The 15,919-nt window shown below is 74.7% G+C and carries 17 protein-coding genes; 11 read left to right on the top strand and 6 right to left on the bottom strand.

Translation table 11 applies throughout. From position 1 onward, the window contains the following. Positions 1-40: 40 nt before the first annotated feature. Positions 41-1,510, bottom strand: a complete 1,470-nt coding sequence (locus IE249_RS11260) for an alpha/beta fold hydrolase (RefSeq protein ID WP_189704648.1) — start codon at positions 1,508-1,510, stop codon at positions 41-43. Positions 1,511-1,670: 160 nt separating this feature from the next. On the opposite strand from IE249_RS11260, the gene IE249_RS11265 reads away from it, so the two are divergent. Both IE249_RS11265 and IE249_RS11270 read left to right on the top strand, forming a co-directional pair. Beyond that, positions 1,671-2,672 (top strand): ArsR/SmtB family transcription factor, encoded by a 1,002-nt coding sequence (locus IE249_RS11265; RefSeq protein ID WP_189704649.1) that lies wholly within the window; start codon positions 1,671-1,673, stop codon positions 2,670-2,672. A gap of 78 nt (positions 2,673-2,750) precedes the next feature. Then, on the top strand, positions 2,751-3,536 hold the full coding sequence (locus tag IE249_RS11270; RefSeq protein WP_189704650.1) for an alpha/beta fold hydrolase: 786 nt from the start codon (positions 2,751-2,753) through the stop codon (positions 3,534-3,536). Here the strand turns inward: IE249_RS11270 and IE249_RS11275 are convergent. Beyond that, positions 3,502-4,914, bottom strand: coding sequence for a pyridoxal phosphate-dependent decarboxylase family protein (locus tag IE249_RS11275; protein ID WP_189704651.1), 1,413 nt, complete (start codon positions 4,912-4,914; stop codon positions 3,502-3,504). The genes IE249_RS11270 and IE249_RS11275 overlap by 35 nt on opposite strands. Before the next feature lie 218 nt (positions 4,915-5,132). Between IE249_RS11275 and IE249_RS11280 the strand changes: the two genes are divergently transcribed. From IE249_RS11280 to IE249_RS11300, 5 genes are all read left to right on the top strand, one after another. Further along, positions 5,133-5,624, top strand: a complete 492-nt coding sequence (locus IE249_RS11280) for a MarR family winged helix-turn-helix transcriptional regulator (protein ID WP_189704652.1) — start codon at positions 5,133-5,135, stop codon at positions 5,622-5,624. Positions 5,625-5,707: 83 nt separating this feature from the next. Beyond that, on the top strand, positions 5,708-6,325 hold the full coding sequence (locus IE249_RS11285; RefSeq protein ID WP_189704653.1) for a hypothetical protein: 618 nt from the start codon (positions 5,708-5,710) through the stop codon (positions 6,323-6,325). Positions 6,326-6,624: 299 nt separating this feature from the next. Then, entirely contained in the window at positions 6,625-7,278 is a 654-nt protein-coding gene (locus IE249_RS11290) for a hypothetical protein (protein ID WP_189704654.1), read from the top strand. Positions 7,279-7,393: 115 nt separating this feature from the next. After that, positions 7,394-7,687, top strand: a complete 294-nt coding sequence (locus tag IE249_RS11295; RefSeq protein ID WP_189704655.1) for a DUF6400 family protein — start codon at positions 7,394-7,396, stop codon at positions 7,685-7,687. Beyond that, positions 7,674-7,907: a hypothetical protein gene (locus IE249_RS11300; RefSeq protein WP_189704656.1), complete on the top strand. Its 234-nt coding sequence runs from the start codon at positions 7,674-7,676 to the stop codon at positions 7,905-7,907. Before IE249_RS11295 ends, IE249_RS11300 begins: the two co-directional genes overlap by 14 nt. Positions 7,908-7,923: 16 nt before the next feature. Here the strand turns inward: IE249_RS11300 and IE249_RS11305 are convergent, their stop codons facing one another. Then, a complete protein-coding gene (locus IE249_RS11305) occupies positions 7,924-10,140 on the bottom strand; it encodes an MMPL family transporter (protein WP_229858131.1) in 2,217 nt (738 codons plus the stop codon). Positions 10,141-10,241: 101 nt separating this feature from the next. Here IE249_RS11305 and IE249_RS11310 point away from each other — a divergent pair, with 101 nt between their 5' ends. Next, positions 10,242-10,901: a TetR/AcrR family transcriptional regulator gene (locus IE249_RS11310; RefSeq protein ID WP_189704658.1), complete on the top strand. Its 660-nt coding sequence runs from the start codon at positions 10,242-10,244 to the stop codon at positions 10,899-10,901. Further along, complete coding sequence (locus IE249_RS11315) at positions 10,898-11,659, top strand: LmeA family phospholipid-binding protein (RefSeq protein ID WP_189704659.1); 762 nt, start codon at positions 10,898-10,900, stop codon at positions 11,657-11,659. Before IE249_RS11310 ends, IE249_RS11315 begins: the two co-directional genes overlap by 4 nt. 18 nt (positions 11,660-11,677) lie before the next feature. Here IE249_RS11315 and IE249_RS11320 read toward each other — a convergent pair whose 3' ends face one another. Beyond that, entirely contained in the window at positions 11,678-12,649 is a 972-nt protein-coding gene (locus IE249_RS11320) for a DMT family transporter (RefSeq protein ID WP_189704660.1), read from the bottom strand. Positions 12,650-12,927: 278 nt separating this feature from the next. Here IE249_RS11320 and IE249_RS11325 point away from each other — a divergent pair, with 278 nt between their 5' ends. After that, positions 12,928-13,242, top strand: a complete 315-nt coding sequence (locus IE249_RS11325) for a hypothetical protein (RefSeq protein ID WP_189704661.1) — start codon at positions 12,928-12,930, stop codon at positions 13,240-13,242. 48 nt (positions 13,243-13,290) lie between these two features. Here IE249_RS11325 and IE249_RS11330 read toward each other — a convergent pair whose 3' ends face one another. Continuing rightward, positions 13,291-13,734, bottom strand: coding sequence for a VOC family protein (locus IE249_RS11330; protein ID WP_189704662.1), 444 nt, complete (start codon positions 13,732-13,734; stop codon positions 13,291-13,293). A 106-nt stretch (positions 13,735-13,840) separates the two neighbouring features. Next, positions 13,841-14,143, bottom strand: a complete 303-nt coding sequence (locus IE249_RS11335; protein ID WP_189704663.1) for a muconolactone Delta-isomerase family protein — start codon at positions 14,141-14,143, stop codon at positions 13,841-13,843. Positions 14,144-14,300: 157 nt separating this feature from the next. Between IE249_RS11335 and IE249_RS11340 the strand changes: the two genes are divergently transcribed. After that, positions 14,301-15,776, top strand: coding sequence for a dihydrolipoyl dehydrogenase family protein (locus IE249_RS11340; protein WP_189704664.1), 1,476 nt, complete (start codon positions 14,301-14,303; stop codon positions 15,774-15,776). The last annotated feature ends 143 nt before the right edge of the window (positions 15,777-15,919 follow it).

Genomic DNA, 15,919 nt, shown 5'->3' on the forward strand with positions numbered 1-15,919 from the left:
TGAGCGGTTTCTGAGGCACCCCGGCAGGAGTGTCCGGTTCTCAGCGTCCGAGCAGGAAGTCGTACACCGCCTGGCGGCCCTTGTCGTCGGCCGCCCTGTTCTGCACCGAGTGCGCGGCCCCCGGGACCACCACGACCTTGGCGCGAGGGGTCAGCCTCTTCTGGTCGTAGAGCCACTCCAGCGGTGTCGACAGGTCACGGTCCCCGCCGAGCAGCAGCACCGGTACGCCCGGCAGCCTGCGGTGGGGCGAGGGCAGTGGCCGCACTGGGGTGCGCGGCCAGTACAGGCAGCTGAGCATGGAGCCGAGGCCCGTCGCGGTGGCCGAGTCGAAGGGGCCGTAGTCGGCCGGTGTCAGCCGCGCGCCCGCCTTCTCCAGCGCCGCGCGCCGCCCGGCCACCGGGGCGTCGGCCCGGCCCCACGGGTAGCGCCCGTCCAGGCACAGCGTGGAGGCGTGCAGCCCCTGGCTCAGTTCCTCCGCCGTGGCCGCGCCGCCCTGCCGCACGCCCGCGATCAGGCCCTGGAGCGGACCGGGGTCGCCGTTCGCCGCCCTGTGCAGCGCGTCGATCACCGCGGCGTAGTCGGGGTCCACGAACTCCCAGGTCGTCAGGGCGTCCAGTACGTCCGCGCCGTCGCGGTACCGCTCGACCACCTCGGCCAGGTCCGCCGCCGGGTCGGTGGCGCAGCCGGTTGCCCGGCAGGCCGCCGTCAGGACACGCGGCGCCGCGCGCATCGCGGCCCGGTCCATCGGGTCATAACCGGTCTGCGGCACCACCGAGTCCAGGACGAGCCGTGCCACGTGCCCCGGGTGCGCCAGCGCGTACCGTTCGGCGGTGTACGTGCCGTACGAGACGCCGTCGAGCGTCATCCGGCGCACGCCCAGCGCCCGGCGCAGCAGTTCCAGGTCGCCGACCGTGTCGGTGGTGCCGTAGAAGCGGCGGTCGCCGCCGATGGCCGCGGCGCAGTCCGTGACCGCCCGCGCGGTGGGCGGTGTGAGGTCGGAGGAGCCCATCTCCTGCTGCAACCGCGGGCATTGGAGTGCGCCCGCGCCGGTACCGCGCTGGTCGATCATCACCAGGCGGTAGTCCTTGAGCACCGGGGCCAGCTTCCGGCTCAGCCCCTGCACGAACGGCACCCCCGGCTGCCCGGGCCCGCCCGTGAGGAACAGCAGCACACCCTTGGGTGCGCGCACGTTGTCCGCCATGGCGACCTTCAGGCCCAGCCGGCCCGGCGTGCCGCCGGAGTGGTCCAGCGGGACGGTCAGGGTCGCGCAGGTGAAGCCCTCGACGCCGGGGCAGGCCGCGGCGCCGGAAAGCCCCCCGCTTCTCCCCGCCGGCGCCGCGGCCGCCCGGCCCTGTGCCGCGGACGGAGTCGTCCCCGGCACCAGCAGCGCGCCGGCGGCGGCCAGCGCGACCGCCCCCAGCGCCGCGGGGCCGCGCCGCCCCCGCTCCGGCCGGTGGGCCGTCGCGCCCGGCGTTCCCGGAGTCTCCCGCAGCCGCCGAATCCCCCGCATCCCCCACACCTCAGGCATACCCCGCACCCCTGTGTCCCCTGTCCGCCGTCCGCCTGCTGGTCGGCACCAGGCTGCGCCGAGGGGGCGTGCGGGGGCGAGCGTCCGTGCGACGATTCGAGCACGTTCGAAGGAACGCGGGGGCGGCGGCAGAGAGAGGGCAATGATCGAGCTCACCGTGGACGCAACGGGTCTGGCACGGTCCCGCTTCGCGGTCTCGCCCCTCCACGAGGTGGCCGCGACCCTCCTCCCCTGGGGACTGCGCCCGGCCACGCACGCCGATCCATGGGTCGCGCGCGCCCGGCGGGTGCTGCGCAGGGCCCGGCTGCCGCTGCTGTCCGCGCTGGCCCTGGACAACGGCGGCTACGTCCCCGACTTCCTCAGCCCGCACCCGTCCGGCCCCTCGCCCACCGTCGAGGAGGAACTGGAGCGGGTCCGGGACACCCCGCCCGAGCGCGTCCTCGGCGAACTGGAGGCACTGCGCGGCGGACACCCCTGCGTGGGTCTGGCGGGGACCGAACTCCCCCCGGATCTCCGGCAGTCGATGGGCAGGGGCGGCGCGTACGTCGCCCGGCAGGCCGCCCAGGAGTTACGGCGCTACTGGGACCTGGCCTTCGCCCCGCACTGGGAGGCGGCCCGGGCCGCGCTGGAGGCGGAGGTCGACCGCTGCGCGGGCGTGCTGGCCCGGCGCGGCGCGGCCGGCCTCTTCGACACCCTGCATCCCGGCATCGCGTGGTCCGACGGCACCCTGCGCATCGACAGCCGGTTCACCATGGAGCGCTCCGTGCCGCTGGTGATCGTGGTGCCCTCCCTGGTGGCGGCCCGGCCCGGCGTCGCCGTGGACCCGGTGCGCGGCGGACGGCGGCCGCCCATGGTCGCCTATCCCGTACGTCATCCGGCGACCGCCCCGGCGTCCGCGTCCGCCGAACTGGCCCGGCTGCTCGGACCCACGCGCGCCGGCCTGCTCACCGCGCTCGGGAGCCCGGCCTCCACCGCCCAGCTCGCCGAGCGCCACTTCCTCAGCCCGGCCACGGTCTCCTACCACCTGGGAGTCCTGCACCGGTCCGGTCTGGTCACCCGTGCCCGCTCCGGCCGCGCCGTCCTCTACCGGCGCACGCCCGCGGGCTCCCGCCTGGCCGGAACGGCACCCCCCGCCAACCGCTGACCGGCCGGACCACCCCGCCCGCCCTCAGCCCCGTTTATTCGGATGGCGCCTGAGCCGCGGATCTGCGAACATCCGCGAATGCTCGCACTCGCCGACGATCTCGGCCACCTCTCCTATGCCGTCTCCGGCGACGGCCCGCCCGTGGTGCTCGTCCACGCGGGAGTCGCCGACCACCGCATGTGGGACGCCGTCGCGCCCGGCCTGGCGGAACGGCACACCGTCATCCGCTACGACCTGCGCGGCTTCGGCGAATCCGCCCCGCCGTCCGGCCCGTTCAGCGAGACCGACGACCTGTGCCGCCTCCTGGACCACCTCGGCCACTCCCGGGTCCGTCTCGTCGGCGCGTCCTGGGGCGGCCGTGTGGCCCTGGACTTCACGCTCGCCCATCCGCGGCGGGTGCACTCCCTGGCAATGATCGCCCCGCCATGGCCCGGTTACGACTGGTCCGCGGACATGGTCGCCTACGACGAGGCGGAGACGGCGGCCCTGGCCGCGGGGGACCTGGACGCCGCCGTCCGCGTGAACCTGGACATGTGGCTGCGCGGCCCGGCCCGCGACTGGGAGGACGTCGGCGCGGAGCTGGCCGGCCTCCTGCGCGAACCGATGCGCACGTCGCTGGTGAACCAGGACGCGGTGGCCCGGCACTCCCGGGGCGCGACCGGCGGCGACCCCGCCGCCGTCCGCGTCCCCGCCCTCGTCGGCATCGGCAGGCTCGACGTCCCCGACTTCCAGGACATCGCCCGGCGCTACGCCGCCGCCATCCCGGACGCCGAGCTCGTCGAGTTCGCCACCGCCGCGCACCTCGTCGCGCTGGACGCGCCCGCCCAACTCACCGCCCGGCTCTTGCCGTTCCTCGCCCGGTAGCGCCGGGCGCGGTCGCCGCCGCCCCGGCGAGCAGTTCGACCCGCTCGTGGACGCGCTCGACGTACTGCTCCGACTCCGGCTTCATCAGGACGCTGCGCAGGACGCGGGCGCCGTCGGCGTCGGCCGCCGTCCCCGGGTGGCGGACGGCGAAGGCCTCGCGGCCGGCCTTGAGCGTGCTCAGGAACACCGGGTCGGGACCGTTCATGCCGTCCGCGAGGACGCGCGCGGACGCCGCGTCCACGGCGGACAGCGAGACCGGATCGGTCACGGGGAAGTAGCTGACGATGTCGAGCTGGGGCGGCTGGTAGAGCTCCAGCACGCCCGACTCGGTGATCAGGCCGGCCCACTTCAGCGCGGCCCGCCGGCCCGCCGCCAGGACGCTGCCGAGCCCTTCGGGCGTGGGCGGGAGCAGCTGGAAGGTGAGCCACAGGGCGGCGGCCGAGGCGCCGGCGCGCGAGCACTCCAGGCTGATCTCCCCGAGGTGCAGCTCGTCGGAGGTGAAGTATGTGTACGGCGAGTCGTGCAGGTAGAAGCGCCCGACGTCGGGGTCGCGGAAGAGGACCGCGCCGCAGCCGTACGGCTGGAGGCCGTGCTTGTGGGGGTCGACGACGACCGAGTCGCACCGCGCGATCGACCGCCACGGCCCGGCCGGGAGCCCCTCGGCCCCTTCGGCGCCCGCGAGCAGGGTGAAGAAGCCGCCGTAGGCGGCGTCGACGTGGAGGCGGACGCCGTAGCGCTCCTTGAGGACCAGCGCCTCGTCGACGGGGTCGACGGCGCCCAGTCCGGTGGTGCCCGCCGTGAGGACGACGGTGCCCACCCGTCCGGTGCGCAGCAGCTCCTCCAGGGCGGCGAGGTCCATACGGCCGCTGCCGTCGGTGGGCACGGGCCACCCCTCGACGCCGAGGACACGGCACATCCGGCCGTGGGTGTAGTGGGCGTCCTCGCTGTACGCGACGCCCTGGCCGGGGTGGAGTTCGCGGGCGACGAACAGCGCCTCCAGGTTGGCGATCGTGCCGCTGGTGGTCAGATGGCCGAGGTGGGTGCCGAAGCCGAACATCGCGGCGAGGGCCGCCACGGCCTCGCGCTCCATGCGGGCGGTGGCCGGACCGCCGTCCAGGGCGTGGTTGTTGGGGTTGATCAGCATGGCGGTCAGATAGCCGGCCACGGCCGCGGGGTGCGGGGGCTTGAGCATCTGGCCCACGTAGGACGGGTGGAAGAAGGGGTAGTTGTCCTTCAGTCGTCCCGTGAACTCCTCGAAGACCACCGCGAACCGGTCGTCGTCCACGTCGAGTGCCGGGTGCGGCCGGTACGGGCCGAAGGTGCCCGCCCACTCCTGTATCGCGTCGGTGGCTCGGCCGAGCCAGTGCTTCAGGTCCACGGATCTCCCTCTCTCCGGACGTACACGGGGACACCATAGAATTTCGCTGACTGCTCAGCAATTGAGTGCTCAGTAATTGAGATGTAAGCGAGTGAGTGGCCGGCGGATGGCGGGCAGCGGATGGGCGGTCGGTGATGGGCAGGCGGTGGATGGGCAGGCAGTAGGCTCGCGGGGAGCGGCCCCGGTGGCGGGCCGGCCGGTGGAGAGGACTCAGGCAGATGAACGCCGCGCCCCGGCGGGACGACCAGGCCGCCCGCGCCGCCGGCAGCGGGCTCGTGCGCGACTTCGGGCTGCTCATCAAGGCCGCCACCCTCATCGAGCAGCGCATCGACACCGCGCTGCGCGCGGAGTGCGGGATCAGCCACACCATGTTCGAGGTGTTCATCAGGCTCTGCCGGCGGCCCGGCGAGGACGTCACCCAGCGCCGGCTCGCCGACGACCTCACCCTCACCAGCGGCGGCGTCACCCGCCTGATCGACCGCATGGAGGAGGCCGGACTGGTGCGCCGGGTGCCTTCCCCGGAGGACCGCAGAAGCGTCCTGGTGGAGCCGACGCGCCAGGGCCGTGCCGTGTTCCTCCGGGCGGCGGCCGTGCACGCGGACGTGGTCGAGCGCTACTTCGTCGCACCGCTGGACCGCGAGGACTACACCCGCCTGACCGCTTCCCTCCAGGCCATCCGCGAGGCCCTGAGCGAAACCGATCCCTCCTGACGCCGGGAGGCTTGACATGGGGCGGCGGACCGAACCAGCATGTGACAACGTTGTCACAGCCGATCCGTGATTGGACGACCCGCATGGCCGACCAGGCGAGTCCCGCGTATCGCCCCTCCCGGCGCTTCGCGGTCGCCACCGACTCCGCGCTGCTGGCCGGCTTCGCCTTCGGCGCGGTGGAGACCGACCTCCACCGGCCGCGGAGCCTCTGCCTGGACCTGCGGGCGCCCTGCCGGGTCGACTGGATCCGGCTGGTTTTCGGGGCCGACGGGAGCGTCCCGGTGTTCGCGCCGCCGGGAGGGGAGGGAGAGGCCGTCTGCCGTGCGGCGCCAGTGAGTTACGCGACGGAGTTCGTCGTGGAGACCTCCCTCGACCGTTCCCTGTGGAGGAGCGTGTACCGCACCGCCGCCGGGACCGGCGGCGTGGTCGACATCCAGCCGGGCGGACCGGTGCCGGCGCGCTGGGTGCGGATGACGGCACGGAGACTTTCGGGGCCCCACCCGCTGGCCCTGGACGCCTTCGAGGCCTTCGGCACGAGGCCCGGGGCGCACGGTGGTCACGGTCCGGCCTCCGGACCCGGGCAGGCGGCCGCGGTGGGCGGCGGTGGGCGCGGGACGGTGACCTCGTGCGAGACGATGACGGACATCGGCAGGGCGGTGGAGGCGTGGCTCGCCGCGGTCGGCGTCGGAGGTGACCGCTGACGCCTGCCGTGAGGGGCGGTCGGCGGTGGTGGGACGGCGGCGGGGGAGACCGGTCTCGCCCGTACCGGTGATCTCGCCCGTGCGAGTGTTGCCGAGCCTGGTGAGGTGCGGCCCGCATGGTGACCATGCGTGACTGCCGCCGGATGCGAAACCGTTACCGGTCCTTGTCCGTGGGCCCGCAACCCCCGAGGGGGGTCCGGTGTCATAGCAGTGACGCGGCGGCCGGGGTGCACGGACGCCGTGTGCCCGGGCCGCGCCGCAGCCGGCCGGGGCCTTGGCGGTGGAAGAGGAGAGGTCCCATGCCCGGTGTCAGAGGCCTGCCGGTGGCGGTGCTCATGGGTGGCGTACTGCTGCTGACCGGGTGCCAGGACGGGCATGGAACCGCCTCCGGTTCCGCACCCTCCGCCACGGTGGCCCCGTCGTCCTCACCGGATACCGCCTCGTCCACCCCCGCCCCGCCGGCCTCCGCCTCGGCCTCCGTCACGTCCACCGCGAGCACCTCCGCCCGGCCGTCCGCGTCCTCGGCGTCCGCGTCCGCGCCGGTCAGGGCCGCGACGCGGACGCCCTCGAGCCGTCCGCCCGCCGTCCCCGCCGGATGCCGCAACCTGGCCGCCGGCAGCGCGGTGAAGTCCGCCGTCACAGCGGCCTACCGGCGCGCTTTCCCCCGCTTCGTCCACATCGTTCCGCTGCCGGGACAGTTCTTCTACGGCCAGTGCGGCGCCGTGCGCTACGCGGCCACGCCGTTCCGGCCCACCGCCGAGGCCGGCTACGGCGAGCTCGTGGCCATGCAGGACGAGGGAAGTACGCGGAAGTACTTCCGCACCACCGCCGACGGCACCTGGGTCTATGTCACCGGCGACGGCTTCCCGCCCGGCCCGCACGGCTGCGCGGACATCCCGCAGATCCCCCGCGCCCTGAGCGCGGCCTGGCGCGACTGCGCCACCGCGCACTGACGCATGCGGGGCCGTGCCTACAGGACCCACGCCCTCCGGACCCGCGCCTCCGTCACCTGTGACTTCTCCCACCTGCCCTTGCCCAGGCGAGTAAGGGCTACCTACGTTCGATGGCATGTCCTCCCACGGCCCCGTCCCTCCCGGCGAACCGGCCCAGCCGGTCCCGTCGGACACACCTGCCCCACCGGCCGACTTCAGCTTCGACCTGGACGCGCACGAGATGCTCCGGCGCACCCACGTGCTCGCCGCGCTGGGCTCCGACTGGGATCCCGTGGCGGCGATGCGCGGTGAGGAAGAGGCGTACGACCTGCTGTACTCCGGCCTGAGCCCGGAGCAGCAGCGGATCCACGACGAGCTGGTGGCCGCCGGTGTGCTCCCGCGCAGAGGCGGCCGCGATGCTGCCGCTTGACCCGCAGGCCGACGCCGGCCGCCGCGCCTGGGTGGCCTGCCCGAACTGCGCCGCCCGCAGCGGCTGCGAGCGGTGCGAGCAGGGGCGCGGCTGCACGCGGCACTGGCGCTACCTGCTGTCGAACACCGGCAGCCTGCTGCATCTGCAGTGCCCGTCGTGCACGCATGTCTGGACGCACGAGACACACTTCGGCGCCACCCGTTCCCGCCGGCCCCGGTGAACCGCGCCCGCCGCTCTCACGCCTCCAGGTGGGGAAGACGCCGGTCGAGCCAGCCGGGGAGCCACCAGTTGGCCCGGCCGAGCAGGAACATGCTCGACGGCACGAGGACGAGCCGTACCAGTGTGGCGTCGAGGACGACACTGACGGCGAGGCCGAGGGCGAGCATCTTGACGACGACGGTCGGTGAGGCGCTGAAGGACAGGAAGACCGCGGTCATGATGAGGGCGGCGCTGGAGATGACGCGGCCCGTGCCCGCCAGCCCGGCGCCTACGGCACGCGTGTTGTCGGCTCCGGCGCGCCGGACGTCGGCGATCCGGGACAGCAGGAAGATCTCGTAGTCCATGGAGAGCCCGAAGACGATGGCGAACATCATCATCGGGACGTACGACTCGATGGGCACCGGCTCGTGCAGCCCGAGCAGTCCGCCGCCCCAGCCCCATTGGAAGACGGCGGTGAGCACCCCGTAACTGGCCGCGGTGGTGGCCAGGTTGAGCAGGGCCGCCTTGAGCGGGATCACCAGGCTGCGGAAGACGGTCATCAGCAGCAGGAACGCCGCGGCGAGCACGGTGGCGACGATGACCGGCAGGCGCTGCCGGACGGTGTCGCGGAAGTCGGTCTGGGCGGCGGTGGCGCCGGTGACGTATCCGTGGGCGGTGGTGCCGCGCAGCGCGGTGGGCAGGGTGTCGTCGGTCAGACGGGTCACCAGGGCGCTCGTGGAAGCGTCCTGCGGGCCGTGGACCGGTGTGACGGTGCTGGTCAGGAGCCTGCCGTCGGGGCTGGGCCGAAACGCGGCGACCTCGGCGACGTCCGGAGCGGCCCGGAGCGTCTGTTGCAGGGCGGGTCCGAGGTCGCCTGCGCTGGAGTGGCCGGTGCCGAGGTCGACCACGACCGTCAGGGGAGCGTTGGCGCCCGGCCCGAAACCGGGGCCGCTCGCGTCGGCGACCAGGTCGTAGGCGGTGCGGCTGGTGGTCCCGGCCGGATCGGCGCTCGCGTCGACATGGCCCAGGCGCATCGACAGCGCGGGCACCGCGAGCAGGACCAGCACGGCGGTGCCCACGGCGAGGTAGCGCCAGGGGTGCCGGGCGACGCGGTCCGCGTGCCGGTGCCAGCCGTCGCGCTCGCCACCGGTCTCGGCGACGGGACGGCGCAGGGCGAACCGGTCGATGCGGCGGCCGGTCAGGCCGAGGGCGGCGGGTACGAGGGTCACGGCGGCGGTCGCGGTGACCGCCACGGCGAGGCAGGCGGCGAGGCCGAGCTTGCCGATGAACGTCAGCCCGGACGCGTACAGGCCGAGCATGGCCACGATGACGGTGACCGCGGCGACCAGCACGGCGCGTCCGCCGCTCGCCGTGGTGCGGGCGGCCGCGGTGGCCGGGTCCCGTCCGTCCATGAGTTCCTGACGGAAGCGGGTGGTCAGGAACAGGGCGTAGTCGATGCCCACGCCGAGACCGAGCATGGTGGCAAGGGTGGGGGCGGCGGTGGCGAAGGAGACGACGCCGGCGACGACACCGACGACGCCCAGCCCGGTGCCGACCGCGACCAGTGCCGCAGTCAGAGGCAGCAGCGCCGCCAGGACGCTGCCGAACGCCAGGAGCAGCACGAGCAACGCGGCCGCCACACCGACGAGTTCGCTGGCCCGGTCGTCGGCGGGGGCCCTGGTGACCTGGTCGAGGTCACCGCCGTAGGCGACCTGGCGGTGGGCGTCGCGGGCGGGACGTGTCGCCTCGTCCAGTTGCCCGGTGTAGCCGTGCCCGAGGGTCCTCGCCTGGACGTCGAAGCGGACGGTGACGTAGGCGGTGCGGCCGTCGGCGCTGACCACCGGGTCGGAGACCGAGGTGACGTGCGGCAGGTGCGTCAGGCCGGACACCGAGCGGGTCACCGAGGGGTCGGAGGCCAGGGAGGCGCCGTCGCCGTGGAACACCACGCGGCCGCTCGCGGCGCCGGCGGCGGGTTCGTGGGCGGCGAGCAGATCGGCGCCGGTGCTGGACCGCGTGCCCGGCAGGCTCACCTGGTCGCTGAACGTGGGCGCCACGACGTGCCGGCCGGCCAGTGCCGCGAGCAGGGCCAGTATCCACGCGGCGATCACCACCACCGGACGGCGGGCGCACCAGCCGCCGAGCCGGGCCAGGCCGCCGGAGGGCGAGGCGGTGTCGGTGGAGTGCGGGGCGGTGCCGGCGGTGGTCGGCGCGGGCGCCGTGGTGCCGGACGGGGGTGCGGAAGCGGGTTCGGGCACGGGAGGCCTCCGGCGAGGGGAGAGGGGGCTGCTGCCGAGCGACAGTAGACCGAAAGTGTCATGAGTGCCATTTGGCATCGGTGACAGTATATGCTGGAGCCATGCCCACACCGCCCGCGTCGCCGGAGCCCCCCGACCCCTCACCGCAGCCGCCCGCCGCGCCCCCGGGCCTGCGCGAGCGCAAGAAGGACGCGACTCGCCGCCGGCTGCGCGCCTGCGCGGCCCGCCTCTTCGCCGAACGGGGCTTCACCGAGACGACCGTCGCGGACATCGCCGCCTGCGCCGACGTCTCCACGCGCACGTTCTTCCGCTACTACGACAGCAAGGAGGATCTGCTCCTGCCCGACGGAGTGGAACTCTTCGCGGCGGTCGAGCGGGCGCTCGCCCAGCGCCCGGCGGACGAGCCGCCCCTCGACGCCGTCCACCACGCGCTGCTCGCGGCGGCCGAGCCGTTCCGGAACACCAGCCTGACCGCCCTCACCCACCCCCTGGACGGGACCGAGCACCTGATCGCGGCCCGTCTGATCCAGGCCTTCGCCGAGTTCGAGGAGCGGCTGACCCGGCTCGTCCTGGACCGCCTGCCCGAGGGGACGCCCGACGCCGACCTGCACGCCGCGGTGGTCGCCGGCGCGGCCCTCGGGACCGTCCGCGCCGTGCTGCGCACCCAGCGCGGGCGCCGCGCCGCCGGCACCCACCGTCCGGACGTGATGCTTCCCCGGGCCTTCGAGATCCTGCGACAGATCGGACACACCGCCCCATGAGACGCCCGCGCCTCCTCGTCGCCGTCTCGGCGGTCGCCGTCGTCACGGCGTCGCTGGCCGGTGCCGATGCCCTGGTCACCCACCGCGCCGAACAGCGCATCGGCCGTGCGGTCGCCTGCCGGCTCGCCCCCGTGGGCGACGTGGACGCCGCCCTCGACAGCCCGCTCGCCGCGGTGCGCCTGCTGAACGGCGGCGTCGGGGACGTGGACGTGCGCGCCGAGCACCTGGAGCGCCAGGGCATGTCCATGAGCCTGCGCGCCCATCTGCGCGGGGTGCGGACCGACGGCACCACCCGTGGCGGCGACGCGGTCGTGACCGTTCCCTACGACCAGCTGGCCGGGCGCCTCGGGCGCACCGACCGTACCGGCGCCACGGACTGGAAACTCGGTGGCGACGGCAAGGGCCTGACGCTCACCGCGGCGGCCGGGCCCCTCGGGCTGCCGGTGACCGTCCACGCGGGCGTGGCGATACGGTCCGGGTCACTCGTCGTCACCCCGACCGCGGCCACCTTCCTCGGCCGTACAGTCCCGGTCGACGCGCTGCCCGCGGGCACGGGCGACAGCGCGGCGGCCGAGCGCCTCAAGCCACGGTCCTACCCGCTCTCCGGGCTGCCCGCCGGCGTCCGGGCCACCGGCGCGCACGCCGGCGACTCGGGCCTCACGGTCCGCCTCGCCCTGCCGTCCGGCTCCGCGGCGGGGTCCGCCTCCGGCTCCGGCGGGGGCCGGCAGGGCACAGCCGGCGGGTGCGCGGCGGTGTGACCCCGGCTCCGGGCCGTCTCACCGATCGTCGCGCCCGCGCCCGCTCTGTCCGTGCCCGCTCTGTCCGTGCCCGCTCGGTCCCTGTTCTGCCTGCCCGTCACCGCCCTGCCCGTCACCGCCCTGCCCGTGCTCGCTCCGTCCGCTCTCGCCCGTCAGGAGCGGGGAGCGGGTCAGGATCACGACGCCGGTGGCCACGACGGCCGCCGCGACGACCGACAGCACGATGTAGACGCCGCCGCGCACCGCCTCGCCGAAGACGAAGACGCCCCACATGATCGCGACGACCGGGTCGGCCATGGTCAGGCCCGGCTGGGTGGCCAGCAGCCGCCCCGCCTGCATCGCGGACTGCAGCAGGAACATCGCCCCGGCGCCGGCCACGATCATGGCGTAGAGCTGCCAGCTGGTGAACAGCGCCGCGAACCCTTGAGTGAACTGCACCGTCAGACCCTTGATCAGGGCCGCCGTGAACCCGAAGGTGCACCCGGTCGCCACCCCCAGCAGCGCCGCCTTCCGAGCGCCCGGTCCGGCGAGGCTCGCCCACACCACGAGGGCGGCGACCACCGCCACGTTGACCCCGGACGCGACCGCCCAGAGCAGTCCGCCCACGTCCGTGGTGGACCCGCTGGACGGGGAGAGGAAGAACAGCAGCCCGGCCAGCCCGGCGGCCATCAGCGCCGACGCGCCCCACTCCCTCAGGCCGAGTCCGCTCCTGAACACCAGCGACGCCAGCAGCAGGGTCGCCGGCAGTTCCATCACCAGCACCGGCTGCACCACCGACAGCTCGCCGTGGCTGAGTGCCGTGGCCTGCAGAAGGAACCCGGCGATGATCGAGAGGATGCCGGCGAGCCAGACGGGCCGGTGCAGCAGATGCCAGATCAGCCGCAGGCTCAGGCTCTCGCTCTCCGGACGGTCCCGGGCCGCCTTGCGCTGCAGCACCGAGGCCAGCGCGTTCGCGACCGCCGCGAGCAGGGCGAGCAGAACACTCAGCACGGCGCGAGGACGAGCCGGGAGGACCGGACGCGGCGGTCGCGGGATTCCGGCGCGGGGGCGAGTGGGAACACGTGCGCTCCTCCGCGCGGTGGCCGGCGGGACGTGACCCGGGCGGGCCCGTGCCCTCAGTACACGGCGCGGCCCGGTGACCCGCAACCGGGACACGGACCGCAGGTGAGATGAGTGAGGCGCATGGGGGTGGGGTAGGCGCCCGGACCGGACATTCCGTTCAGCCGCACCCCGGTGGGCTGTGAGGGATGCGAAGGAAGGAGAGATCAATGAGGATGCTGATGCGACGCCTGGCGACCGTGGGCCTGCCGGCGGTGACCGCGGGCGGGATGCTGCTGGCCACCGGCGGCTCCGCCGCGGCGGCGGCCACCCCTGCGACCGTCCCTGCTGCGACGACCCCTGCTACGACCGCCCCGGCAGCCGCCGGCCACCATTCCTCCCCACGGCAACCCGCACACCAGCACATCGACCCCTGGGTGGCCGGGCAGCTGGCGGAGTTCGAGCCGGCCCTGGCGAAGCGGGCGGCGGTGTTCGACCCCTGGGTCAAGGACCAGCTCGCGCTGTTCCCGCCGAGCACCCGGTGAGTTTGCGCCTACGCGGTCACCCGGAGGGTCACGCGCGTGCCGCCGGCCTCACCGGCCAGGCAGCCGCGTCGTGATCTCCTGCAGCACCCAGCCGTTGCCGTCCGGATCGCTGAACGAGGCGAACGAGCCGTAGCTCTGGCGCTCCGGGTCCGGACCGGGCACCCGGCCCTCGGTCCCGGCGCGGTGGAACACCCCGCCCGCGTCGTGGAACACCTCGGACACGTCGACCCCGCGGCCGGCCACCTCGGCCCGCGCCGTCTCGATGTCGGGTACGACGAGATGCAGGCCCTCGGCCGAGCCCGGCGCCGCAGACGTCAGCCCGGTGCCGAAGATGACCGAGCACGGGGAGCCCGGCGGGGTCACCTGTACCACGCGGAAGTCGTCGCCCTTGGCGACGTCGGCGTCCAGCCGCCATCCCAGGCCCTCGTAGAAGTCCTTGGCGCGGTCGACGTCGGCGACCGGGATCACCACGACCTCGAGTCTCATGTCCATGGCGGACCGGTTTCCTCTCGCTGTGGGTCCCCGAGACCTCAGACCATCCTGCGCGGTGCCGTGGCCCGCCGCAGCCCGGCGGCCGCCCGGTGCACGGGCCGAGCCGTCACCCCGTGTCCCAGGCCCTGCCGGGGTCGTTCGGGTGGGACTCCAGCGGGGTGACGGTGAGGGTCATCCAGGGACGCAGCGGCAGCGTGCCGAGCACCTTCTCCTGGAGTTCGGTCTCGTCCTCGGCCCGCCAGACGCCGATGCTGCGCAGCTCTCCCACCGGGCGCCACAGGCGCGCCAGATGACCGCTGCCGGCCAGTTCCCTCGCGCGGACCGCCTCGGCGGCCCTGCGCCGTGCGACCTCCTCCTCGGCGGTGCCCTCCGGGACGGTGGTGGTGATCTCGACCAGGAACTCTCGCATGGTGCCGCTCCGTTCTGCCGTGCCCGGCGCCGACCCGCTCCATTCTCCGCCGACGGGCCGGGTCCGCGACCGGGCACTATCGTGAATGCGGCGCGGCCGCCGCATCCGACGGCACCACGGCCGGTCACCGCACCCCAGGGCATCGGGAGGCACCCGCATGGCAGCGACCGTGGACCCGGACCGCTCGGCGTGGGACGTGATCGTCCTCGGCGGCGCCGCGGCGGGCGAGAACGCCGCCCAGTACGCGAGTCAGTTCTCCGGGCTGTCCTCGGTGCTGGTCGAGGACGCCCTGCTCGGCGGCGAGTGCTCGTACTGGGCGTGCATGCCCAGCAAGGCCCTGCTGCGGCCGGTCGAGGTGGTCGACGCGGCCGCCCATCTGCCGGGCGTCACGGCCGAGTTGAGAGCCGCCGAGGTCCTCGCCCGGCGGGACCGCGTGATCAATCACCTCGACGACGGCTCGCAGGTGTCGTGGGCCCTGGGCGCCGGCATCGACGTCGTACGCGGCTACGGACGGCTCGCGGGGGAGCGCACCGTCGACGTGACCCGCCCGGACGGTTCGGTCCGGACGCTGACGGCCCGCCACGCCGTGGTCGTCGACACCGGCTCCCGCGCGGCCGTGCCGGACGTCCCCGGGCTGCGCGCGGCCCTGCCGTGGACCTCGCGCGACGTGACCACGATGCGCGAGGTGCCGCGCCGGGTGGTGGTCCTCGGCGGCGGCGTGGTCGCCTGCGAGTCGGCCACCTGGCTGCGCGGGCTGGGCGCGAGCGAGGTGTCGGTGGTGCACCGCGGCGACCGGCTGCTGTCCCGGCAGGAGCCCTTCGCGGGCGAACTCGTCGGCGAGGCGCTGCGCGAAGCGGGCGTACGGCTGCTGCCGGGGCGGAACTTCACCCGGGTGAAGCGGTCGGATCCGGCCGGCACCGGGCACGGCCGCGTCCACGGCGGCGAGGTCACCGTGACGCTCGACGACGGCACGGTCCTCGTCGCGGACGAACTGGTCGTTGCCACCGGGCGGGTGCCCGACACCGAGGACATCGGACTGGACACCGTGGGCCTGGACCCCGGCGGGAACCTCCCCGTGGACGACCACCAGTGCGTGCGAGGAGTGGCGGGCGACTGGCTCTACGCCGTGGGCGACGTGTGCGGCCGCGCGCTGCTCACGCACATGGGCAAGTACCAGGCCCGCATCGCGGGCGAGGTCATCGCCGCACGCGCCCGGGGCGCCGCCGAGCTCCCCTCCTCCGCCGCCGGGCACGTCGGGCTGCCCCAGGTCGTCTTCACCGACCCGGAGGTCGGCAGCGCCGGGATGACGGAGGCGCAGGCGCGCGAGGCCGGCGTCGACGTGGAGGTCGTCGAGTACGACCTCGCCGCGCTCGCCGGGACGTATGTCCTGCGCGAGGACTACCGCGGGCGCGCCAAACTCGTCGTCGACCGCGCGAGCGACACGGTGGTGGGGGCGACGTTCGCCGGGGCGGGCATCGCCGAACTCGTGCACTCGGCGACCACGGCGATCGTGGGCAGGATCCCCGTGTCCACCCTGTGGCACGTGGTGCCGAGCTATCCGACGGTCAGCGAGATCTGGCTGCGGCTGCTGGAGACCCTCCGCGCCCGGCGCCACGAAGCGGGGCGGGAGTGACCATGCCGACCGGGGGCGGGCCGGCGTTGGCCGGCGGCGCGCGCAGCTCGGCACGGACCGGGTGATGGCCTGGCGCCGGGCCCTGGCGTCCGCTGCGCGCGGCGGCGCCGGCGGCGCAGGAGGGCGGGGCGCGCCCGGCCCGT

The organism is Streptomyces anandii JCM 4720 (assembly GCF_014650655.1).
Lineage (GTDB): Bacteria > Actinomycetota > Actinomycetes > Streptomycetales > Streptomycetaceae > Streptomyces > Streptomyces anandii.